This is a genomic window from Nocardia sp. CA-129566 (assembly GCF_050956075.1).
Classification (GTDB): Bacteria; Actinomycetota; Actinomycetes; order Mycobacteriales; family Mycobacteriaceae; genus Nocardia.
The window spans coordinates 4,648,306-4,664,526 of record NZ_CP192085.1; the positions used below are offsets into that span (position 1 = coordinate 4,648,306).

Here is a 16,221-nt window from a genome sequence, read left to right on the forward strand (position 1 = left end):
CGTTCCTGATCAGGCGAGCGCGATGATGACGGTGAGCACTACCAGGACCACCGCGATCCACGCGACCACCACTAAGGGCGAAATGCTGTGGGACGGCGTGCTGCTCGGCGTCATCGCGGCGGCGGTGAATTCGGCGAAGTGCGCGGCGCGAGTGTGTTCGTTCCACGGTTCACGCAGCGCGAAGTCCGTGCGCCGATACACCCGGCCGTCGGGCCGCACCACCGCCTGCCAGGCCAGTGCGAGCGCACGGAGGTCGGCGGAGGTCAGATCGGGCTGGGGTGTGGTGAGCAGCCGGTCGATCTTCTGGAAGTCCCCGGTGGGCAGCAATTGGACGTATTGGCGGTAGTCCAGCTGATCGGCGGCCAGATTCTCGGCGAGGCAGCGGATCATCAACAGGGCGAATTTGAACATGTCGGTGGTCGCGGTGAACTGCTGTACCGGATACGGCGGCCGCCAGGGCAGCGGGTCCAGCCGCGGCGTCGCCCCGCGGCCCGCGATGACGAACGAATCGCAGTCCAAGAAGTAGTTGTGCGCCGAGACGACGCCATCGACCGGGTGGGCGTCGGTGGTCAGGATATTGTTGGGCTGCAGATCCCCGACGACAATGTCGCTATCGTGCAGGAACTGCAGGTCCACCAGCAACTGGCCGAGCCGGGCGATCTTGTGCGGGAAATCGAAATAGGTGTGGCCACGCTTCTGCGCGTCCGGCACCCGCACCGCGACCCGGGTGAACGCGCGTGGCTGCGGCCCGCTATTGGCATCGAAGAAGAACTCGCGCGGCGCCAACGGCATGAGAATGCCTACGACAGTGTGGTTTTCGACAACCACCGCATGCGGCCACGCGCACAGTTCCAGCAGTCGTTTGCGGTCGTCCTGGTCCAGCCGGTGCGGCCAGCCGACCAACTCGCGCAGCACTGCTGGCTGCAATTGCCGCACCGTATCCCGGTCATAGCGTTTGAACGCGACCGACACCTGATCCGGTGTCGTGCACCGCCATACCTGCGCGGAGCCGCCCTCGCCCAATGGAAAGTCACCCATGATGCGCAGCTCGTCCACCCGGTATTCCGTGCGACCGTCCGCCGACCACCCCGGCATTGTCATTGCCCCCACCTACCGTATTTCCCGTGCGGACCCACGCCCGCGTGTCGGCCAGGCCGCGACGATGGTGCGATCGTCGTGTAAGCCCGGCAGGTCGAATCCGACGAGCTGACCGAAGACATGCTCCGCCGGGCGCGGCCCGGCGATCTGCGGCAACAGCGTGGCGAACTGTTCGGGCACCAGCCGGATCGCATCGGCCATACCGTCGCTGGCCAGCACCACCATCAGATTCGCTGGCACGAAGGTGAGCCCGGCGATCACCTTGTCGGTGTCGCGCGGTAGCGAGGGCGTGACATTGCTGATCATCCCGTGCTTTGTCGCGTGCTGGGTCAGCCATTTGGTCGCACCGGAATCCAGATCGACCAGCAGCAGATCGCAATCGCCGACGGTGGCCCAGGCCAGCGGGTAGCCGTCCGCCGACACCGGCCCGAGCGCGGCAAAGGCCAAGGTGCAGGCCGGGATCGACGTGCGCTTGCTATGGCCCGAGCTGTGCGGGCTGCGATAGTCGAGCTCCGCGGCCAGTTCGTCGACGGCGCCCGCGTCGAGTTGTGCGGCGACCTTCGCGGTGATCTCCGCGGCCAGCGGCTCCCAGGTGGATGGATAGCCGATGCGGTCGAGCGAGCCCGCATATCGGTGCAGCAGCGTCAGGCAGGCGCGGGTCGCGCGCTGCGCGGCGGCGTGGGAATTGGCGGCCGAACCGAGGCCGTCTGCGACCGCCAGATACACCCAGCCGCGATCCGGATCGCCGCCGATGGCGTAGGCGTCCTCGCGGGTGTGGCCGTCCTTGGCATGCGAAAGTCCCACCTGCGTCGCGGCATAGACGTCGTAACGGCCGCTGCGGCCGCGGTCGACCGCGAGTCCGCTCACACCCGAGGTGGTCAATGCGGGGAGTTCGACCGGCCGGGCGGCCTCGGCTCGGTCGGTGAGCTCGTGGCGTTCGGATTCGCGGCGTTCGGATTCGCGGCGTTCGGGCGCGCGACGATCGATGACCGGCGGCGCCGGCGTGGTTGCCCGACTCGGCCCCACGAGTACCACCGCCGCTCCGGTCGCCGCCGCGGTGAGCAGGCACATCAGAGTCGTTGGCAACCACCACAACCAGGACCGCTTCGGCGCGGGATCGGCGATCGAGACCAGCAGCACATCACCGTTGTTGCCGAAGGGCCGGGCGTTGACCTCCTTGCCATCGACATCGCGTAGCGACACCGGATCCGACCCTTGCTTGGGCAACTGGCTGCCCTTGGCCAAGGTGATGGACAGACCCGAAATCAGCGCACAGGGGTCGCTGGACTTATTGACCAGCTGCGCGCGCACCGGCGACTTCGCCGGGCCGATAGCGGCTTCCGGCTCGCTCGGCGCCGCTTGCGGACAGCCCACGACATCGGCGGCTACTCGGTCGGCGACGTCGGCCGTGGTCCAGCTGTCGTGCCCACTGTCGGCCAGTAGCTGCACGATGATCGACAGCAATGTGCCCAGCACGGCGATACCGGCCACGACCAGGATGGGTCGGCGGCGAAAGGTAGTCGGTGTCATGGGTATTCAGTCCAGTTCCCGCATGCCGAGAGGAGTGCGGAACAGGAACCGCCCCTGGCCGACACTGCTGCTGATCGAGAACTTGATGCTGTTGATGATGGCGCGCAACAGATCTCCCGGCGCCACACTGCCCTCGGCGACACATGCGACACCGACCGGATTGCGGGACCGCAGCTGTCGCACCGTCTCCTCTCGCACATCGCCGATGCCCAAGGCCACCACCACCGGACGGAACGGATGGCCGGGCGCTTCCAGCCCGGCCCGCACCGGAACCCAGACCTCATTGGGCTGGAATTGACCGCGCACCTGCGGATTTCCGTCGGTGAGAAAGAAGATCACCGGGGTGTAGGTGTCCAGTCTGGCGCTGGTGAAACGCTTGTGGTCGGCCCGCAATTGCCGGTCCAGATAACGGAATACGTCCGCGTAGTCGGTCGCGCCCTGGCGCGGCAGCGCCGGAATGGAGGGGTCTATGCGCAGCGGGGTCAGCGGCAGCACCGCGACGGCGGAATCACCGAAGGCGACGACCGAAAGATGCGCGGTGTCATAGGTGGTCGGATCCTCCTCCAGCACATTGAGCATATCCGGGAGCGCCTGTTCCACCGTCTCCAAGGGGGTGATCTTCTGGTCGGTCCACGCGGGATCCCACATCGACCGGGATACGTCGCAGACGACATAGAACGGGAACACCCGGCTGGCGCTCACTCCCGCCTGGGTGAGTTTGAAACGAGTATCCTCACGCATTCCTGGCTCCGTTTAGTTGGAAACTTCTGCGCGGCACGACATTCCGCGAGCGCTGGACTGTTGATCGGCGACGACCTTGCCGTCGACGGTGATCTTGCAGTGGGCCGCACCGGTGGGATCGGGCGTGCCCTCGACGTAGACGACGAACCCACCGGTCCGGTTGCTGACCAGGGTGTGCGAGTACGGCAGTGTCGTACTTCCCGCGCCGAGGTAGCTGCTCGCGCCGTCACCCCAGCTGAGGTCACGGACCTTGCCACTGCCTGTCACATCGAAGACGATGGTGTGCTTCTTCGGTGTATCCGTCGGTTTCACGCTGGTCGGCACGGTACTGCTCTTGCCGCCGGTAGATCCGGTGTCACCGCCGCCATTGTCGCCGGTCTGGCCCGGATTCGAAGCCTGATCGGTATGCGGCATATGGATATCGAGATTCGACCTACCGATCACGAGGACGACGGCGACGACCGCGACGACCGCGAGAACAGCGGTGAGTAGGTACTTCACTGGATTCACTTTCCTGCGCGCCAAGCCCGGTGGACGGGACATGGAATCAGCGTCCGGCAAATCCGGTGCGGAAACATCACCGCCGTATCACTGAGTGACACGTTCGGCGAAATTGGCTGTGCGCGCATTGATTACGGTCGCGTCGGGGTGCGACGCTGAAAGGTTGGGATAGGGGTGTGTTGGGGGTCGGTACCGAGCACTCGTCGGTACGCTTTCGCCGACCCCCTGACATTCGCGGCATCGGCCAATGAAAATCCAACGGCCGTCCAACGCGATACCGGTTTGACAGGGCAGGCCCGCGGTCGCACACTCATCGCTACCGCGCATGATTCTTCGCGCGGCCATTACCGAATCCCCAGAAGGTCGACATGATGTGTCGCCGCTGCACTCCGCTCGCCTCGGCGGTGCGCCATGCCCGATGACCACACCGTGGTCGGGCGTGCCGTCGCCATTATCGAGGCGGTCGCCGATTCCCACGATCCGGTCGGGCTGGCTGCCCTGACCCGGCGCACCGGCATTCCGAAGCCGACCGTCCGCCGGATCGCCAACGATCTGGCCCGCCGTGGTGTGCTCGAGCTGACCCCGGAGGGCTATCGCGCGGGCACCTTGCTGATCTACCACGGTCTGCGAGCGGCCCAGCAGCACGGCTTCGTCGTCACGGCACAGCCCTATATCCAGGACCTCTATCTGCGTACGCGCGGCGAAATCGTCTGGTGTGCAACCGTGTACGGTGGCGAGCTGACCCTCAACGGATCGGCGTTCGGCCGCAACTACGCCACGGTGATGAAGCGACAGAGCTGGCCGAGCCTGGCCTCGTTCGGGCCGAGCATGGTCCTCACCGCCGCGGGTCGGCTGCAGATCGCCGCACACGAGGAACAGGCCGAACAGATCCTCGCCATCGGATGGGCGCCGCTGACCCAGTATTCGGTCACCGATCCGCGCAAACTCCGGGCACTGCTCGATGAGGCCCGCGACACCGGTTTCGCACATGAGCGCGAGCAAACAGCGGTGGGCTGGAGTTGCGTGGCCTCGGCGGTGCGCGACGCCTCGGGCGCTTTTATCGGCGCCATCGGGGTGACCGGCCGCAGCGCGGCACTCGAACAGCGCAGTCTGCACACCGGATTGGTGCGCGCGGTGGAATCACTGCAGCGCGAACTGCACGCCGACCGGTCGGCGGGCCTGTCGCTCGGCAAACCGGCGAAGTCCTTCGGTGACATCTTCAGCCAATACCCGCGGTGGACGCCGAATCTCGCGCCCCTGCTCGACGTGGCCTCGGATTCGGCACCGTAGCGTCGGCAGTCGATGCCTCCAGTGCATTGGGCGGCAAGCCCGAATTCCCTGACGTACTATCGCGATCAGAACACCGGCGGGGTAGACGAAGGGGGACGGTGTTGGAGATTCGCCTTCCGGCGGCCGTACGCAGCGGGGGTGCGTGGTTGCGGCGCTTCGCCCGGACGACTCCGGGCACGATCGCCCTGGTGGCCGTCGTGTCCGTGGTGTTGTGTCTGCTCGCCGGATCGACCTCGGCTGATCAGTTGAGCGGCAAGATCGCTCGACGCGACGTGGTGCTCGACCACACCGAACCGCTGGCCTACGCGGCACAGACGTTGTACGTCGCGCTCTCGGCCGCGGACGCATCGGCGGCTACGGCGTTCCTGTCCGGCGGCATCGAATCACCGCAGGTGCGCTGGCGATACCAGCAGGCGCTCGCCGAGGCGGCCGCCGCGCTCGCCGAGGCCACGACGGGTGCCGCCGATCAGCGGACCAAAGCGATCGTCGCGCAGATCGCTGCCGACCTACCCGCCTACACCGGCCTGGTCGAAGCGGCCCGGGCGAACAACCGGCAGGGCTTCCCAGTCGGCTCGTCCTATCTGCACGAGGCGTCGCTGGTGATGCAGAACTCGTTGCTGCCCAATGCCGAAAGGCTCAGCAAGGACCGTCTGGCGGCGGTGCGCCACGATCAACACGACCTCGGCGCGCTGCCGTGGACGAGCATCGTGCTGTTGATACTGGTGCTGATCGGTTGTGGCGGCGGCACTCTGGTGTTGCTGCGCCGCACCAATCGCCGGATGAATGTGGGTCTCGCGGTGGCCGCGGGTGCCGCCGCCGTGGCGCTGTTGTGGATCGTCGGCGCGACGAGCATCGCCGCGGCCGCACTCGACACCGGCAGATCCGGCGCGACCAGTCGATTCGAAACCCTGGCTCAGGCCAGGATCCTGGCCCAGCAGGCGCGCACTGATGAAACACTGGCATTGATCACCCGCGGCGATATCACCGGCAGTGAAACCGATTTCCGCAAGCACACCACCGAGCTGTCCGATCGCCTGGCGACCGTGACGGGATCCGATTCCGAGGCTTCGCGGAGCCTGTTGGGCTGGACCGCCGGACACGCCAAGCAGCGTGAGGCCTACGAGTCGGCGAACTATCCGGCGGCCGTCGCGCAGGCCATCGGCACCGACGCGCAGAGTTCGGCGACGCTGTTCGCGCAGTTGGATGCGATGTTGCGCGACGACCTCGGTCAGCAGCGCCAGCAGTTGCGCGACGGAGTCGACTCGGCGGGTGCGGCATTGGCGCTGAGCCCCGCGGGGACGCTGGTGCTGCTGCTGTTCGCGGCGGCCGCGATCGTCACCGGGCTGTGGCCGCGGCTGAAGGAGTTCTTGTGAGGCAGCGAGTTCTGATGCGGCGGAGGGGTTTCGCGCGGGCGCGAGTGATGCTGGCCGCGACCCTGGTCGGTACGAGCGCACTGGTGACCGCGTGCGGTTCCGGCACCCAGGTTCCCGAAAATACGAGCGTTGCCGCGGTCGAGCCGAAGCCCGACCTCATCGAGATCACCACGCCGCCGCAGTCCGAGACCAGCGGCAATTGCGGCGACCCCGAGCTCACCTTGCGTCCCGGTCCGTTGCCGAGTCCGGGTGCGATGCCGCCGGGTTCGCCCATGGCAGCCATTGCCGCCAAAGGCAAGTTGCGGGTAGGCGTCGATCAGAACACCTATCTGTTCGGCTTCCGCAATCCCACCACCGGTCAGCTCGAGGGCTTCGATATCGATATCGCGCGGGAGATTGCCAAGGCGCTGTTCGGCGATCCGGACAAGATCGAATTGCGTTCGGTCACCGCCGCCGAGCGGATTCCAGCGCTGCAGAACAAGCAGGTCGACCTGATCGTGCGCACGTTCTCGGCAACCTGCGAGCGCCGGCGCGACGTCGACTTCTCCGGTGTGTACTACCGTGCGACCCAACGCATTCTCGCCTCGCGCAACTCGGGTATCCGCTCCGGCGCGGATCTGGGCGGCAAACGGGTATGCGTCACTCGCGGGACCACTTCGCCCGGACCGCTGTTCAGCCTGCCGAAGCGGCCGACCATCCTCGGCGCGTCCAATTGGACCGACTGCCTGGCCGCATTGCAGCAGGGCCACGTGGACGCGATCAGCGCCGATGATCCGATCCTGGTCGGGCTGGTGGCCCAGGATCGGAATCTGGAGATCGTCGGCGAGGTCATCGGCACCGGCGCCTACGCGGTCGGTGTCGCACAGGGTAATCCGGCGCTGGTGCGCTTCGTCAACGGCGTACTCGAACGCATCCGCGCCGACGGCACCTGGCAGCAGATCTACAACGCCAGACTGAGCGCGCTCGGCCCCTCGCCGGGGCCACCGGATCTCCGGTACAAGGAGTGAGACCGGCGACCATGCAGCTACTCACACTCGCCGAGATCGACGGTGAATTGGCCGCCCGCGCAACCGAATTCGACGCCATCACCGCCACCCTGCTGGAACTGGACCGACATCCGGGACACACGCTGCTGCAGCGCTATCCGCCGACCGGACTGACCGAGCAGCGCTGGCAGCCGGTCCGGGCCGCACTCGCGCTGATGTGGGCGGACTACGGCCGCCTCGAGGGCATCCTGGACACGGCGAAGCAGGTACGCGGCACTCGTTCTCGGCTCGACGACGGCGAACGGGCCGAACTCACCCGGCTCTTGCGGGGACGGCCCTACGAGGCCACGCGCACGCCGATACCGATGGCGCAACGTTCACTCACCGGACCCGCGGAAGAGGTCCTGTTCGTCGGACTCGCCGATACCGTTGATCGCATGCGGGCCACCTTCCCGGAGATCGCCGAATTCCTCGACGCGGTCGATGCGGTGAACACCCGGGTCATGTCGGGCCTGGCGCCACTGCAGGACATGGTGGACCGGGCCCGCGCCGCCGGAGGCGAGACGACCGAACTGGGCGCGATCGGCGACGGTATCGCCGCGCTGCTGAGCCGATCGGCGACCGATCCGCTCGCACTGACGGTGGCGGAGATCGACGCACGCATCGCCGAGTTGTCGGGGGAGTTGGGGCGGGTGGCATCGCTGCTGGCCGAACTCGATGCGGTGGCGTCGGATTGGGCCGGGGCCATTGCCGAGACACGCAGGCGCTTGACGGCGCTGGGCGACACGCGGACCCGGGCAGCGGCGGCCAGGGCGCAGGTCGAAGCGAAGATTCTGGCGGGCCCGCTGCCGGTGCACCCCGACGATTCCGCCGCACTCGGCGCGCAACTGGATGCGCTGGCGGCGAATCAGGCAGCAGTCGCGGACCTGGTGCGCTTGCGCGTCCAGATCGCCGATGCGACCGCCGGGGCGGCCACCGCCGAAGAATTGGCCCAGGGACTGCTGGATCGCCGCATCGAATTGCGCGGGCGGCTGGCCGCCTATCAGGCGAAGGCGGCTCGACTAGGTGTCAGCGAGGACCGAGACGTGCTGGCCGCCGGTCAGATAGCGGCGGGCCTGCTCGCCCGAAGGCCGTGTGATCTGGCGGCCGTCACCCGGGCTGTCGCCGACTTCCAGCAGATCATCGGGGAGAAATCGGGGCGGGGCAAATGACCTGTAATGAGCCGGGCTGCGGCGGCACAATCGAAGACGGATACTGTGCGGTTTGCGGCACCGCACCTGCGGAGGCCACTACCGTCTCGGCGGAAATTCCTGTGGTGCACAAGAATTCGAGCACTGCGCAATTGTGCGCCGAGCCCGGATGCGGTGGAACAGTCGTTGACGAGTACTGCGATACGTGCGGTGCCGCACCTGCCGCAGCCGGAGCGGAAACGCCTGTGGCGCACCAGGTTTCGACCGAGGGACAGGTTTGCGCCGAGGCGGACTGCGGCGGAACGATCGTCGGGGGGTACTGCGATGCCTGCGGGACCGCACCCGCGACGTCCGCGCTGTCCGGTCTGTCGAACCGTTCGGCCAGCACCCGCGCCTCCGGGCGCTCGGTGCGCACCGGCCGGTCATCGTCGAAATCGAGTGCGCGCGGTCGCCTCGGTGCGGGCATGGTGGATGTGCCGCGGATGCCGCGCATCGATCCGGCCGCCGCGGTCATGGCCGATCCACAGGTCGCCGAGGGAAAACGGTTCTGCGGCAAATGCGAACGGCCCGTCGGGCGCGGCCGCGACGGTGCACCGGGCCGCAGCGAGGGCTTCTGCCCGAACTGCGGCACCCGGTTCTCCTTCGCGCCGAAGCTGAGCAAGGGCGATCTGGTCGGCGGGCAGTACGACGTTGTCGGCTGTCTGGCGCACGGCGGACTCGGCTGGATCTATCTGGCCACCGACCGCAATGTCAGCGGCCGCTGGGTGGTGCTGAAAGGCCTGCTGAATTCCGGAGATCTGGACGCGATGGCGGCAGCGGTCGCCGAGACGCGGTTCCTGGCCGAGGTCGAGCACCCCAGCATTGTCAAGATCTACAACTTCGTCGAACACCGCGGCGCCGACGGGGTAACCGTCGGCTACATCGTGATGGAGTACGTCGGCGGCACCTCGCTCAAACAGATCCTGCGCACCCGTCGCGACGGCGACGGCAGCTATCTGCCGGCACCCCAGGCCATCGCCTACATCCTGGAGATGCTGCCCGCCCTCGGCTATCTACACTCGCTGGGCCTCGCCTACTGTGATTTCAAGCCCGACAACGTGATGCAGACCGATGAGCAACTCAAACTCATCGATATGGGCGCGGTGATCGCCATGGACGATCAGGACAGCCCCATCTACGGAACCATCGGCTACCAAGCACCGGAGATCTCCGAAACCGGGCCGACCATCGCCACCGAGGTGTACACGGTGGGCCGCACCCTCGCGGTGCTGATGATGAATGTGGCGCAGCAGGGCGGACATTTCGGCGCACTGCCCGGGCCGGAGGCCGAACCACTGCTGGCGAAATACGATTCACTGCACCGATTCATCCTGCGTGCCACCGACGTCGATCCGGAGGCGCGATTCGCCTCGATGGAGGAGATGGCCGATCAGCTGACCGGAGTGCTACGCGAGGTGCTGAGCACCGATGACGGCGTTGCGCGTCCGGGTATGTCGGCGTACTTCGGGCCGCCGCGCGGTGTCTTCGGTGTGCACGAGGCACCGACACCGGCCAGTATCGTCGCGGCACTGCCGGTTCCGCTGGTCGATCCGAACGACAGCGGTTCGGCGTTGCTGGCGACCACCGGCGCGACCACGCCAACCGACTTGGAGCAGGCGTTCGAGGCCGGGCTGCGCTCGGTGCTCACGACCCGCGGTGCATCGGCTTCGGTGGAGATTCCGCTGCGGTTGGCGCGCGCCGCGCTCGAGGTCGGCGATCCGGCCGATGCGCTCCGCCGTATCGACGAACTGGCCGACGCCCTGCCCGGTGACTGGCGGCTCGCCTGGTATCGCGGCCAAGCCGAATTGCTCGGAGCCGACTTCGATGCCGCCTACGCAGAATTCGATGCCGTGTACGCCGCACTACCCGGCGAGGCCGCACCGAAAGTGGCCCAGGCCGCTGTCACCGAATTAGCTGGCGCGCAACCGGATAGGCGACAGGCCGCGTACTTCTACAACACCGTCTGGCGCACTGATCACAGCCACGTCAGCGCGGCCTTCGGTCTGGCCCGGCTGCGCACCGCGGACGGTGATCGCGATGGCGCGGTGACCGTCCTGGATCAGGTGGATGCGGCCTCGGCGCTCTACGCCGAAGCCCGGTTGACCGCCGTGGACACAATGCTGGCCGATCGCACACCCGACGAACTGTCCGAACCGATCCTGCGGGATGCGGGCGGACGGGTCGAGGCCTTGCACATCGACTCGAAAAGCCGTGGCGCACAGGCGCGAATGCGTGTGCTCGACGCCGCACTCGAGTGGCTGAGTGCGGGCAAAGCACCGACAACACATGACGCGCTACTCGGCGCGAATCTAGATCAGGACGGAGTACGGACCGGTTTGGAGCGTTGCTATCGCGATCTCGCCCGCGAAACCGATGATATGTGGACACGATTCGAGCTGGTTGATCGGGCCAATGCGATCCGGCCGAGGACGACCTTATGATGAATTCCGCGTCGCAGAGCGACTCGATGCGGGGTGGTGATCCGGAAACGGTTGGGCCGGAACCGAATGCGGCGCTATCGCCGCAGTGCCCGGAATGCGATGCGCGGGTCGGGATCGCCGATAGGTTCTGCGAGGCATGCGGGCGCGAACTCGGCGCACGCCGGATCGCGCTGCCGTGGTCAGATCCGGATGCACGACCCACCTGTGAGGGCTGCGGCGGCACCAGCTATGACGCCGACGGTTACTGCCGCGGCTGTGGGCAGCTGCGTCCGGAGCCGGACCGATTCGAGGCCGATCTCGGCGCGGTCTATGTCGCGACCGATCGCGGTATCGCGCACGCGCGCAACGAGGACGCGGTCGCGGCCGCAGTGGTCGAGCACGTCGACAAGCGCCCCATCGCCACGGTCGTCGCGGTCAGCGATGGGGTCTCCACCTCGCAGGATCCGCAGGCGGCCTCCGGTGCGGCAGCCCGCGCGGGTGTCGATGCCTGCCTCACCGCATTGGCCGAAGCACGGTCCGGCACCGCGGTTGTCATGGCCGGACTCACGGCGGCGGCGCAGGCGGTCCGCGATATCGCGGTGCACGATGGCCACGCCCCATCGTGCACCTATGTTTCGGCCATCGTGCGCGGATACGATGGCGACGGCGTGGAGATCACCGTCGTGAATGTCGGTGACAGCCGCGCATATTGGTTGCGCAGTGACGGCATCGAACCGATCGTGGGCGGGAACGCGCCGTCGCGGCGCTTGAGCGTGGACGATTCGTGGGCGCAGGCACTGGTGGACGCCGGTGCGATGGACGAGGAGTCCGCGATGCGGGATCCGCGGGCGCATACGTTGCTGCGCTGGCTCGGCGCCGACAGTGAGGACAGACCATGGTCGGACAGATGCGTGCAAACCTTCCACACCACCGGCCCCGGGGTACTGCTGCTGTGCAGTGACGGGCTCTGGAACTACGTATCCGATCCGGCGGAGCTGGCCCGGATGGTCAACGGGGTACCGCGCGCACAGGCGGCGCGTGGCCTCATCGAGTTTGCGCTACGGTCCGGGGGAAGCGACAACATCACCGTCGCGCTGGTGCCGATCGGGCCATCGGTCGATGCAGGAGAAGCACAGTGAGTTCCATGGCGGATAAGGGTATTTCGGTAGCGATCGATCAGAACGAATATCTGGCCGAGGGCGCGGATACGGTGGACGCGGTGGTCACCGTGGAGACGGCCGCGGATTTCGTGGCCGCCGGACCGGCCCCGCAGCGGCTGGAGGTGCTGATCATCGATTGCTCCGGATCGATGGCCACCGGCAAGAAGTTCGAGGGTGCGCGCCGAGCCACCATGGCCGCACTCGATGTGCTGAAGGACGGCACCCGGTTCGCGATCATCGAGGGCACCTCCATGGCGCGATTGACCTATCCGAGCGATAAACCATCGGCGCCGGCCAACCGCGACACCAGGGCAGCGGCCCGCCGCGCGCTGGACAAGCTGCGCCCCAACGGCGGCACCGCCATGGGCACCTGGCTCGGACTCACCCGCCAGCTGGCCAAGAAGCACCCCGGCACGATGGTGCACGCCATCCTGCTCACCGACGGCAAGAACGAGCACGAGGAACCCGAGGCGCTGGCCGCCGAGATCGGACAGTCCGAGGGAATATTCACCTGCGATTGCCGCGGCGTCGGAACCGACTGGCGGGTGGACGAATTGCGCACCATCGCCTCGGCACTGCACGGCAGCGTCGATATCGTCGCCGATCCGGCGAACCTGGCCGCGGACTTCGCCGCCATGATGCAGACCTCGATGGCCAAGGCGATTCCGGAACTGACACTGCGACTGTGGACACCTGCCGGGGCCAGCGTTCGGTTCGTCAAACAGGTCGCGCCGACGATCGAGGATCTGACCGCGCGGCGCACCGACACGGGACCGCAGCTGGGGGAGTACCCGCTCGGGGCCTGGGGTGCGGAGGACCGCGACTACCACGTGCAGGTGCGGGTCGAGCCCGCCGCGCCGGGGCGGGAGAAGCTCGCGGCCAGGGTCAGTGTGGTCGCGGGCGAGGAGGTGGTCGGGCAGGGCCTGGTCCGTGCGGTGTGGACCACCGAGACCGAGCTGTCGGCTCGAATCAGCAGGCGCGTCGCGCATTACACCGGGCAGGCCGAACTCGCGCAGGTCGTGCAGGAGGGATTGAGTGCGCGCAAGAACGGCGATGCGGAAACCGCGACGGCGAAGCTACGGCGCGCGGTGCAGTTGGCGGCCGAATCCGGCAATGAGGGCACGGCGAAACTGTTGCGCGGGGTGGTCGAGGTGGACGAGCGCAATGGCACCGTGCGGTTGCGCGCCCAGGTCGAGGCCGCCGACGAAATGGCCTTGGACGCAAGATCTACCAAGACGGCGCGGGTACGCAAGGAGGGGTGATGGCGATTGCCACCTGTCCGGACGGGCATCAGTCCGTCGCGATGGATTATTGCGATGTCTGCGGTTCGCCGATCGGGGCGCCCGCGCCGACGGTGGCGGTCGCGCTGTGCCCGTCCTGTGGGGCGCCGAGTAATGGCCGATTCTGTGAAGTATGTGGGCATGATTCTGCGCTGCCGACTCCGGTGGCGCGGACTCCGGCATCCGCGTCCACCGAAATCGGCACCGCGACAGTGGTTTCCAGCACACCCAGTGTTGTGACGTGGGTCGCCACCGTCACCGCCGATCGCGATTTCTACGATCGGGTGCAAGCCCGCAAGGGCCCCGATGTCGATCAGGTCGAATTTCCGGCGTACTACCCCGAGCGCCGAATCACCCTGCGCGGCAACGATATCCTTATCGGCAAGCACAGCGTCTCCCAGGGGCTGCAACCCGAGATCGATCTGGGCATCGCCCCGGCCGACGCCGGAGTCTCACGCGCGCACGCCACCATTCACATCGCCGACACCGGCATCAGCATCACCGACCTCGGCTCCACTAATGGCACCAGCCTCAATGGCAGTGAGGACCTGATTCCGGCCAATGTAGCGGTCCCGCTGGCGAGCGGGGACCGCATCCATCTCGGTGGCTGGACCACCATCATTGTGACGGCGGAGCCGGCCTGATCGTTCACCGAACAGGTGCCCCACCGGATCCGAGCGTGATATCGCGCAGCACTTCCTCGATGCTGCGCATGACATGCGAGCGCCATCCGGCGTCCATGATCGTGCGCGCCTTCTGCTGGAGCGGATTGTCCGGATCGAAACCGGTGTGCTCCAAGAACAATCGGGTCCCCTTGCCTTCGGGTCGCAACGTCCAGGTGATAGTCCAATCGGCGCCGTGTTCCGCGCTCGGGTCGGCGTCGCGCCAGCCGACACACAGCATTCGCTCCAGTTCGAAGGCCAGCACCTCAGCCGCGATCATCCCGGAAAAGCCGGTTGCCGGAATGGCTTTCGCGTCGATGGTGTACCGGTGCCCGACCTCGAGCCGGAAGTCCGCTGGCATGAACCATCGCGCGAGCAACTCCGGTTCGGTCAGCGCGCGCCACACCTTGCCCGGACTGTGCGCCAGGAACTGATCCACGTGAATGGTGCTCGGATCATCGGTCATGGTCATTGCTCCTCCATGGTGTCCAGCAGGTCACGCAGCCCGGCCAACTTCTCGCGCCAGAACCGCTCGAACGGGTGCAACCATTCCTGGATCTCGTACAACGGGGCCGCCTCCAGCCGATACAGCCGTTGTCGCCCGACCTTGTTCTCACTGACCAGCTCGGCCTCCCGCAGCACCCGCAGATGTTCGGAGAAACTCGGCCGCGCCATATCGAAATGCGCGGCCAGATCGGTCACCGGCTGCGGTCCGCCATCGCGCAGCAGCCGCAATACCTCCCGCCGAACCGGACTGGCCAGCGCCGCGAAGACCCGGCCCTCGGGCGCTGCAACCGGCATCGTGGTCATCGGCCCGCCGCGGCCAGCACGAAACGGTTGCCGTCGGGATCGGTCAGTGTGGCCTGGCGACCCCATGGCAGCTCGGTCGGACCCTCGACCTGCGCACCGGCCTTTGTCAGCACCGCGCAATCCGCATCGAGGTCCGCGGTTTCGAGAATGACACCGCTCGAACTGCCCGGCGTGAAACCCTGTTCCGCACTGGCCAGCGTGAACGCGGTCTGGGCGCCCTTGGGCGCGACCTGCAGCCAGCGCACCGGCCCCATCTGCTGATCGACCAGCAGCTCGAATCCGAGCGTATCGACATAGAAATCCTTGGCCCGCTCCTGGTCGGAGACGGGCACGGTAACGACCTTGGCATGGGTGATGTTCATGATCCAGAATCATAGGTAGGAAAAATACTACACGTCAAGAAATGGCGAATCAGGACCGATTGGTTGGTTACTATGCGCGTAGTATGTGGTCATGGGGTTCGAGTGGCCGGACTGGGCGTTCGCGCACCTGATCGGCATCGGACCCCGGGAAGTACGCCAAGTCCTCGAAGGCACTCGGCGGTGGCCGCGGATCGCCGATGACGGGAACGTCACGGTGTTGTCGGTCTGGGGTCGCACCGGCGCCGGGCGGCCGTTGATCGTGGCGACGCGCCAGCAGGACCAGTGGACCTGGCTGATCATCGGCGCCCGCGAGATGCGCGCCGACGAACTGAAAATGTTCGAGACGTGGGAACAGGAGAACCGGTGATGAGCGAGCGAAGCGAGCGATCGATCAACACAGCCGAGTTCTCGGTCATGCCGGAACCGAGCATCAGCGAGGTGCAGGCATGAACGAGAAGGATTTCCCGTCCACCCCGGACGAAGTGACGGCGTTCATGGATCGGCTGGCCTTCAGCAATGAACCGGTCCCGCCGGACAAGGCGCCGCCGCCGCTCGCCCCCGGTGACGACATCGTGGTAACCAGTTCCATTCGCATGCCGCTGGAACTGCACACCCGGGTCAAGCAGTTGGCCGATGCCCGAGGCATCGGCATGTCGACGCTGATTCGCGAGTGGATGGAGGCCGCCATCGCCGAACTCGATGGCGATCAGCTGATCTCCCGTGCCGATGCGGTGCGGGCGCTGTCGCGGCTGCACCCCATCCACCGGGCGAGCTGACAG

Annotated in this window: 17 protein-coding genes; 10 read left to right on the forward strand and 7 right to left on the reverse strand. The window is 66.8% G+C overall.

Going from position 1 to position 16,221, the window contains the following annotated elements; translation table 11 throughout:
* Positions 1-9: 9 nt before the first annotated feature.
* From ACQP0C_RS19970 to ACQP0C_RS19985, 4 genes are read right to left on the reverse strand one after another with little or no spacing between them, the layout of a single operon-like run.
* On the reverse strand, positions 10-1,101 hold the full coding sequence (locus ACQP0C_RS19970) for a hypothetical protein (RefSeq protein WP_433734388.1): 1,092 nt from the start codon (positions 1,099-1,101) through the stop codon (positions 10-12).
* Between the two features lie 9 nt (positions 1,102-1,110).
* Positions 1,111-2,628, reverse strand: a complete 1,518-nt coding sequence (locus tag ACQP0C_RS19975) for a protein phosphatase 2C domain-containing protein (protein WP_433721920.1) — start codon at positions 2,626-2,628, stop codon at positions 1,111-1,113.
* 6 nt (positions 2,629-2,634) lie between these two features.
* Positions 2,635-3,369: a vWA domain-containing protein gene (locus ACQP0C_RS19980; RefSeq protein WP_433721922.1), complete on the reverse strand. Its 735-nt coding sequence runs from the start codon at positions 3,367-3,369 to the stop codon at positions 2,635-2,637.
* 12 nt (positions 3,370-3,381) lie between these two features.
* A complete protein-coding gene (locus ACQP0C_RS19985) occupies positions 3,382-3,912 on the reverse strand; it encodes a hypothetical protein (protein ID WP_433721924.1) in 531 nt (176 codons plus the stop codon).
* A 369-nt stretch (positions 3,913-4,281) separates the two neighbouring features.
* On the opposite strand from ACQP0C_RS19985, the gene ACQP0C_RS19990 reads away from it, so the two are divergent.
* The 8 genes from ACQP0C_RS19990 (at position 4,282) to ACQP0C_RS20025 (ending at position 14,252) form a co-directional block, all read left to right on the forward strand.
* Positions 4,282-5,160: an IclR family transcriptional regulator gene (locus ACQP0C_RS19990; RefSeq protein ID WP_433721926.1), complete on the forward strand. Its 879-nt coding sequence runs from the start codon at positions 4,282-4,284 to the stop codon at positions 5,158-5,160.
* A 98-nt stretch (positions 5,161-5,258) separates the two neighbouring features.
* Positions 5,259-6,533 (forward strand): hypothetical protein, encoded by a 1,275-nt coding sequence (locus ACQP0C_RS19995; protein ID WP_433721928.1) that lies wholly within the window; start codon positions 5,259-5,261, stop codon positions 6,531-6,533.
* The gene (locus ACQP0C_RS20000) at positions 6,530-7,540 is read left to right on the forward strand and encodes a glutamate ABC transporter substrate-binding protein (RefSeq protein WP_433721930.1); all 1,011 of its coding nucleotides are present in this window, start codon (positions 6,530-6,532) and stop codon (positions 7,538-7,540) included. The genes ACQP0C_RS19995 and ACQP0C_RS20000 overlap by 4 nt, the downstream gene beginning before the upstream one ends.
* Before the next feature lie 11 nt (positions 7,541-7,551).
* Positions 7,552-8,730 carry a hypothetical protein gene (locus tag ACQP0C_RS20005; RefSeq protein ID WP_433721932.1) on the forward strand — a complete coding sequence of 393 codons (1,179 nt, stop codon included), beginning with the start codon at positions 7,552-7,554 and terminating at the stop codon, positions 8,728-8,730.
* 224 nt (positions 8,731-8,954) lie between these two features.
* A complete protein-coding gene (locus ACQP0C_RS20010; protein ID WP_433721934.1) occupies positions 8,955-11,189 on the forward strand; it encodes a tetratricopeptide repeat protein in 2,235 nt (744 codons plus the stop codon).
* The gene (locus tag ACQP0C_RS20015) at positions 11,186-12,307 is read left to right on the forward strand and encodes a phosphatase (protein ID WP_433721936.1); all 1,122 of its coding nucleotides are present in this window, start codon (positions 11,186-11,188) and stop codon (positions 12,305-12,307) included. Before ACQP0C_RS20010 ends, ACQP0C_RS20015 begins: the two co-directional genes overlap by 4 nt.
* A 5-nt stretch (positions 12,308-12,312) precedes the next feature.
* Positions 12,313-13,590 (forward strand): vWA domain-containing protein, encoded by a 1,278-nt coding sequence (locus ACQP0C_RS20020; protein ID WP_433734596.1) that lies wholly within the window; start codon positions 12,313-12,315, stop codon positions 13,588-13,590.
* The gene (locus ACQP0C_RS20025; RefSeq protein WP_433721938.1) at positions 13,590-14,252 is read left to right on the forward strand and encodes an FHA domain-containing protein; all 663 of its coding nucleotides are present in this window, start codon (positions 13,590-13,592) and stop codon (positions 14,250-14,252) included. The genes ACQP0C_RS20020 and ACQP0C_RS20025 overlap by 1 nt, the downstream gene beginning before the upstream one ends.
* Positions 14,253-14,256: 4 nt before the next feature.
* Here the strand turns inward: ACQP0C_RS20025 and ACQP0C_RS20030 are convergent, their stop codons facing one another.
* The 3 genes from ACQP0C_RS20030 to ACQP0C_RS20040 are packed head-to-tail and all read right to left on the reverse strand — an operon-like array spanning position 14,257 to position 15,442.
* Entirely contained in the window at positions 14,257-14,742 is a 486-nt protein-coding gene (locus tag ACQP0C_RS20030) for an SRPBCC family protein (protein ID WP_433721940.1), read from the reverse strand.
* Positions 14,739-15,071 (reverse strand): ArsR/SmtB family transcription factor, encoded by a 333-nt coding sequence (locus ACQP0C_RS20035; RefSeq protein WP_433721942.1) that lies wholly within the window; start codon positions 15,069-15,071, stop codon positions 14,739-14,741. The genes ACQP0C_RS20030 and ACQP0C_RS20035 overlap by 4 nt, the downstream gene beginning before the upstream one ends.
* A 5-nt stretch (positions 15,072-15,076) precedes the next feature.
* A complete protein-coding gene (locus tag ACQP0C_RS20040) occupies positions 15,077-15,442 on the reverse strand; it encodes a glyoxalase superfamily protein (protein WP_433721944.1) in 366 nt (121 codons plus the stop codon).
* A gap of 91 nt (positions 15,443-15,533) precedes the next feature.
* Between ACQP0C_RS20040 and ACQP0C_RS20045 the strand changes: the two genes are divergently transcribed.
* Both ACQP0C_RS20045 and ACQP0C_RS20050 read left to right on the forward strand, forming a co-directional pair.
* Positions 15,534-15,809 carry a hypothetical protein gene (locus ACQP0C_RS20045; protein WP_433721946.1) on the forward strand — a complete coding sequence of 92 codons (276 nt, stop codon included), beginning with the start codon at positions 15,534-15,536 and terminating at the stop codon, positions 15,807-15,809.
* A 79-nt stretch (positions 15,810-15,888) separates the two neighbouring features.
* Entirely contained in the window at positions 15,889-16,218 is a 330-nt protein-coding gene (locus ACQP0C_RS20050) for a hypothetical protein (protein ID WP_433721948.1), read from the forward strand.
* Positions 16,219-16,221: the final 3 nt, after the last annotated feature.

What these genes read in the sequence shown, in the direction of transcription:
- ACQP0C_RS19970 (WP_433734388.1), bottom strand. Translation starts at nt 1,101, where the DNA reads ATGACAATGCCGGGGTGGTCGGCGGACGGTCGCACGGAATACCGGGTG.
- ACQP0C_RS19975 (WP_433721920.1), bottom strand. Translation starts at nt 2,628, where the DNA reads ATGACACCGACTACCTTTCGCCGCCGACCCATCCTGGTCGTGGCCGGT.
- ACQP0C_RS19980 (WP_433721922.1), bottom strand. Translation starts at nt 3,369, where the DNA reads ATGCGTGAGGATACTCGTTTCAAACTCACCCAGGCGGGAGTGAGCGCC.
- ACQP0C_RS19985 (WP_433721924.1), bottom strand. Translation starts at nt 3,912, where the DNA reads ATGTCCCGTCCACCGGGCTTGGCGCGCAGGAAAGTGAATCCAGTGAAG.
- ACQP0C_RS19990 (WP_433721926.1), top strand. Translation starts at nt 4,282, where the DNA reads ATGCCCGATGACCACACCGTGGTCGGGCGTGCCGTCGCCATTATCGAG.
- ACQP0C_RS20005 (WP_433721932.1), top strand. Translation starts at nt 7,552, where the DNA reads ATGCAGCTACTCACACTCGCCGAGATCGACGGTGAATTGGCCGCCCGC.
- ACQP0C_RS20015 (WP_433721936.1), top strand. Translation starts at nt 11,186, where the DNA reads ATGATGAATTCCGCGTCGCAGAGCGACTCGATGCGGGGTGGTGATCCG.
- ACQP0C_RS20020 (WP_433734596.1), top strand. Translation starts at nt 12,313, where the DNA reads ATGGCGGATAAGGGTATTTCGGTAGCGATCGATCAGAACGAATATCTG.
- ACQP0C_RS20025 (WP_433721938.1), top strand. Translation starts at nt 13,590, where the DNA reads ATGGCGATTGCCACCTGTCCGGACGGGCATCAGTCCGTCGCGATGGAT.
- ACQP0C_RS20030 (WP_433721940.1), bottom strand. Translation starts at nt 14,742, where the DNA reads ATGACCATGACCGATGATCCGAGCACCATTCACGTGGATCAGTTCCTG.
- ACQP0C_RS20035 (WP_433721942.1), bottom strand. Translation starts at nt 15,071, where the DNA reads ATGCCGGTTGCAGCGCCCGAGGGCCGGGTCTTCGCGGCGCTGGCCAGT.
- ACQP0C_RS20040 (WP_433721944.1), bottom strand. Translation starts at nt 15,442, where the DNA reads ATGAACATCACCCATGCCAAGGTCGTTACCGTGCCCGTCTCCGACCAG.
- ACQP0C_RS20045 (WP_433721946.1), top strand. Translation starts at nt 15,534, where the DNA reads ATGGGGTTCGAGTGGCCGGACTGGGCGTTCGCGCACCTGATCGGCATC.
- ACQP0C_RS20050 (WP_433721948.1), top strand. Translation starts at nt 15,889, where the DNA reads ATGAACGAGAAGGATTTCCCGTCCACCCCGGACGAAGTGACGGCGTTC.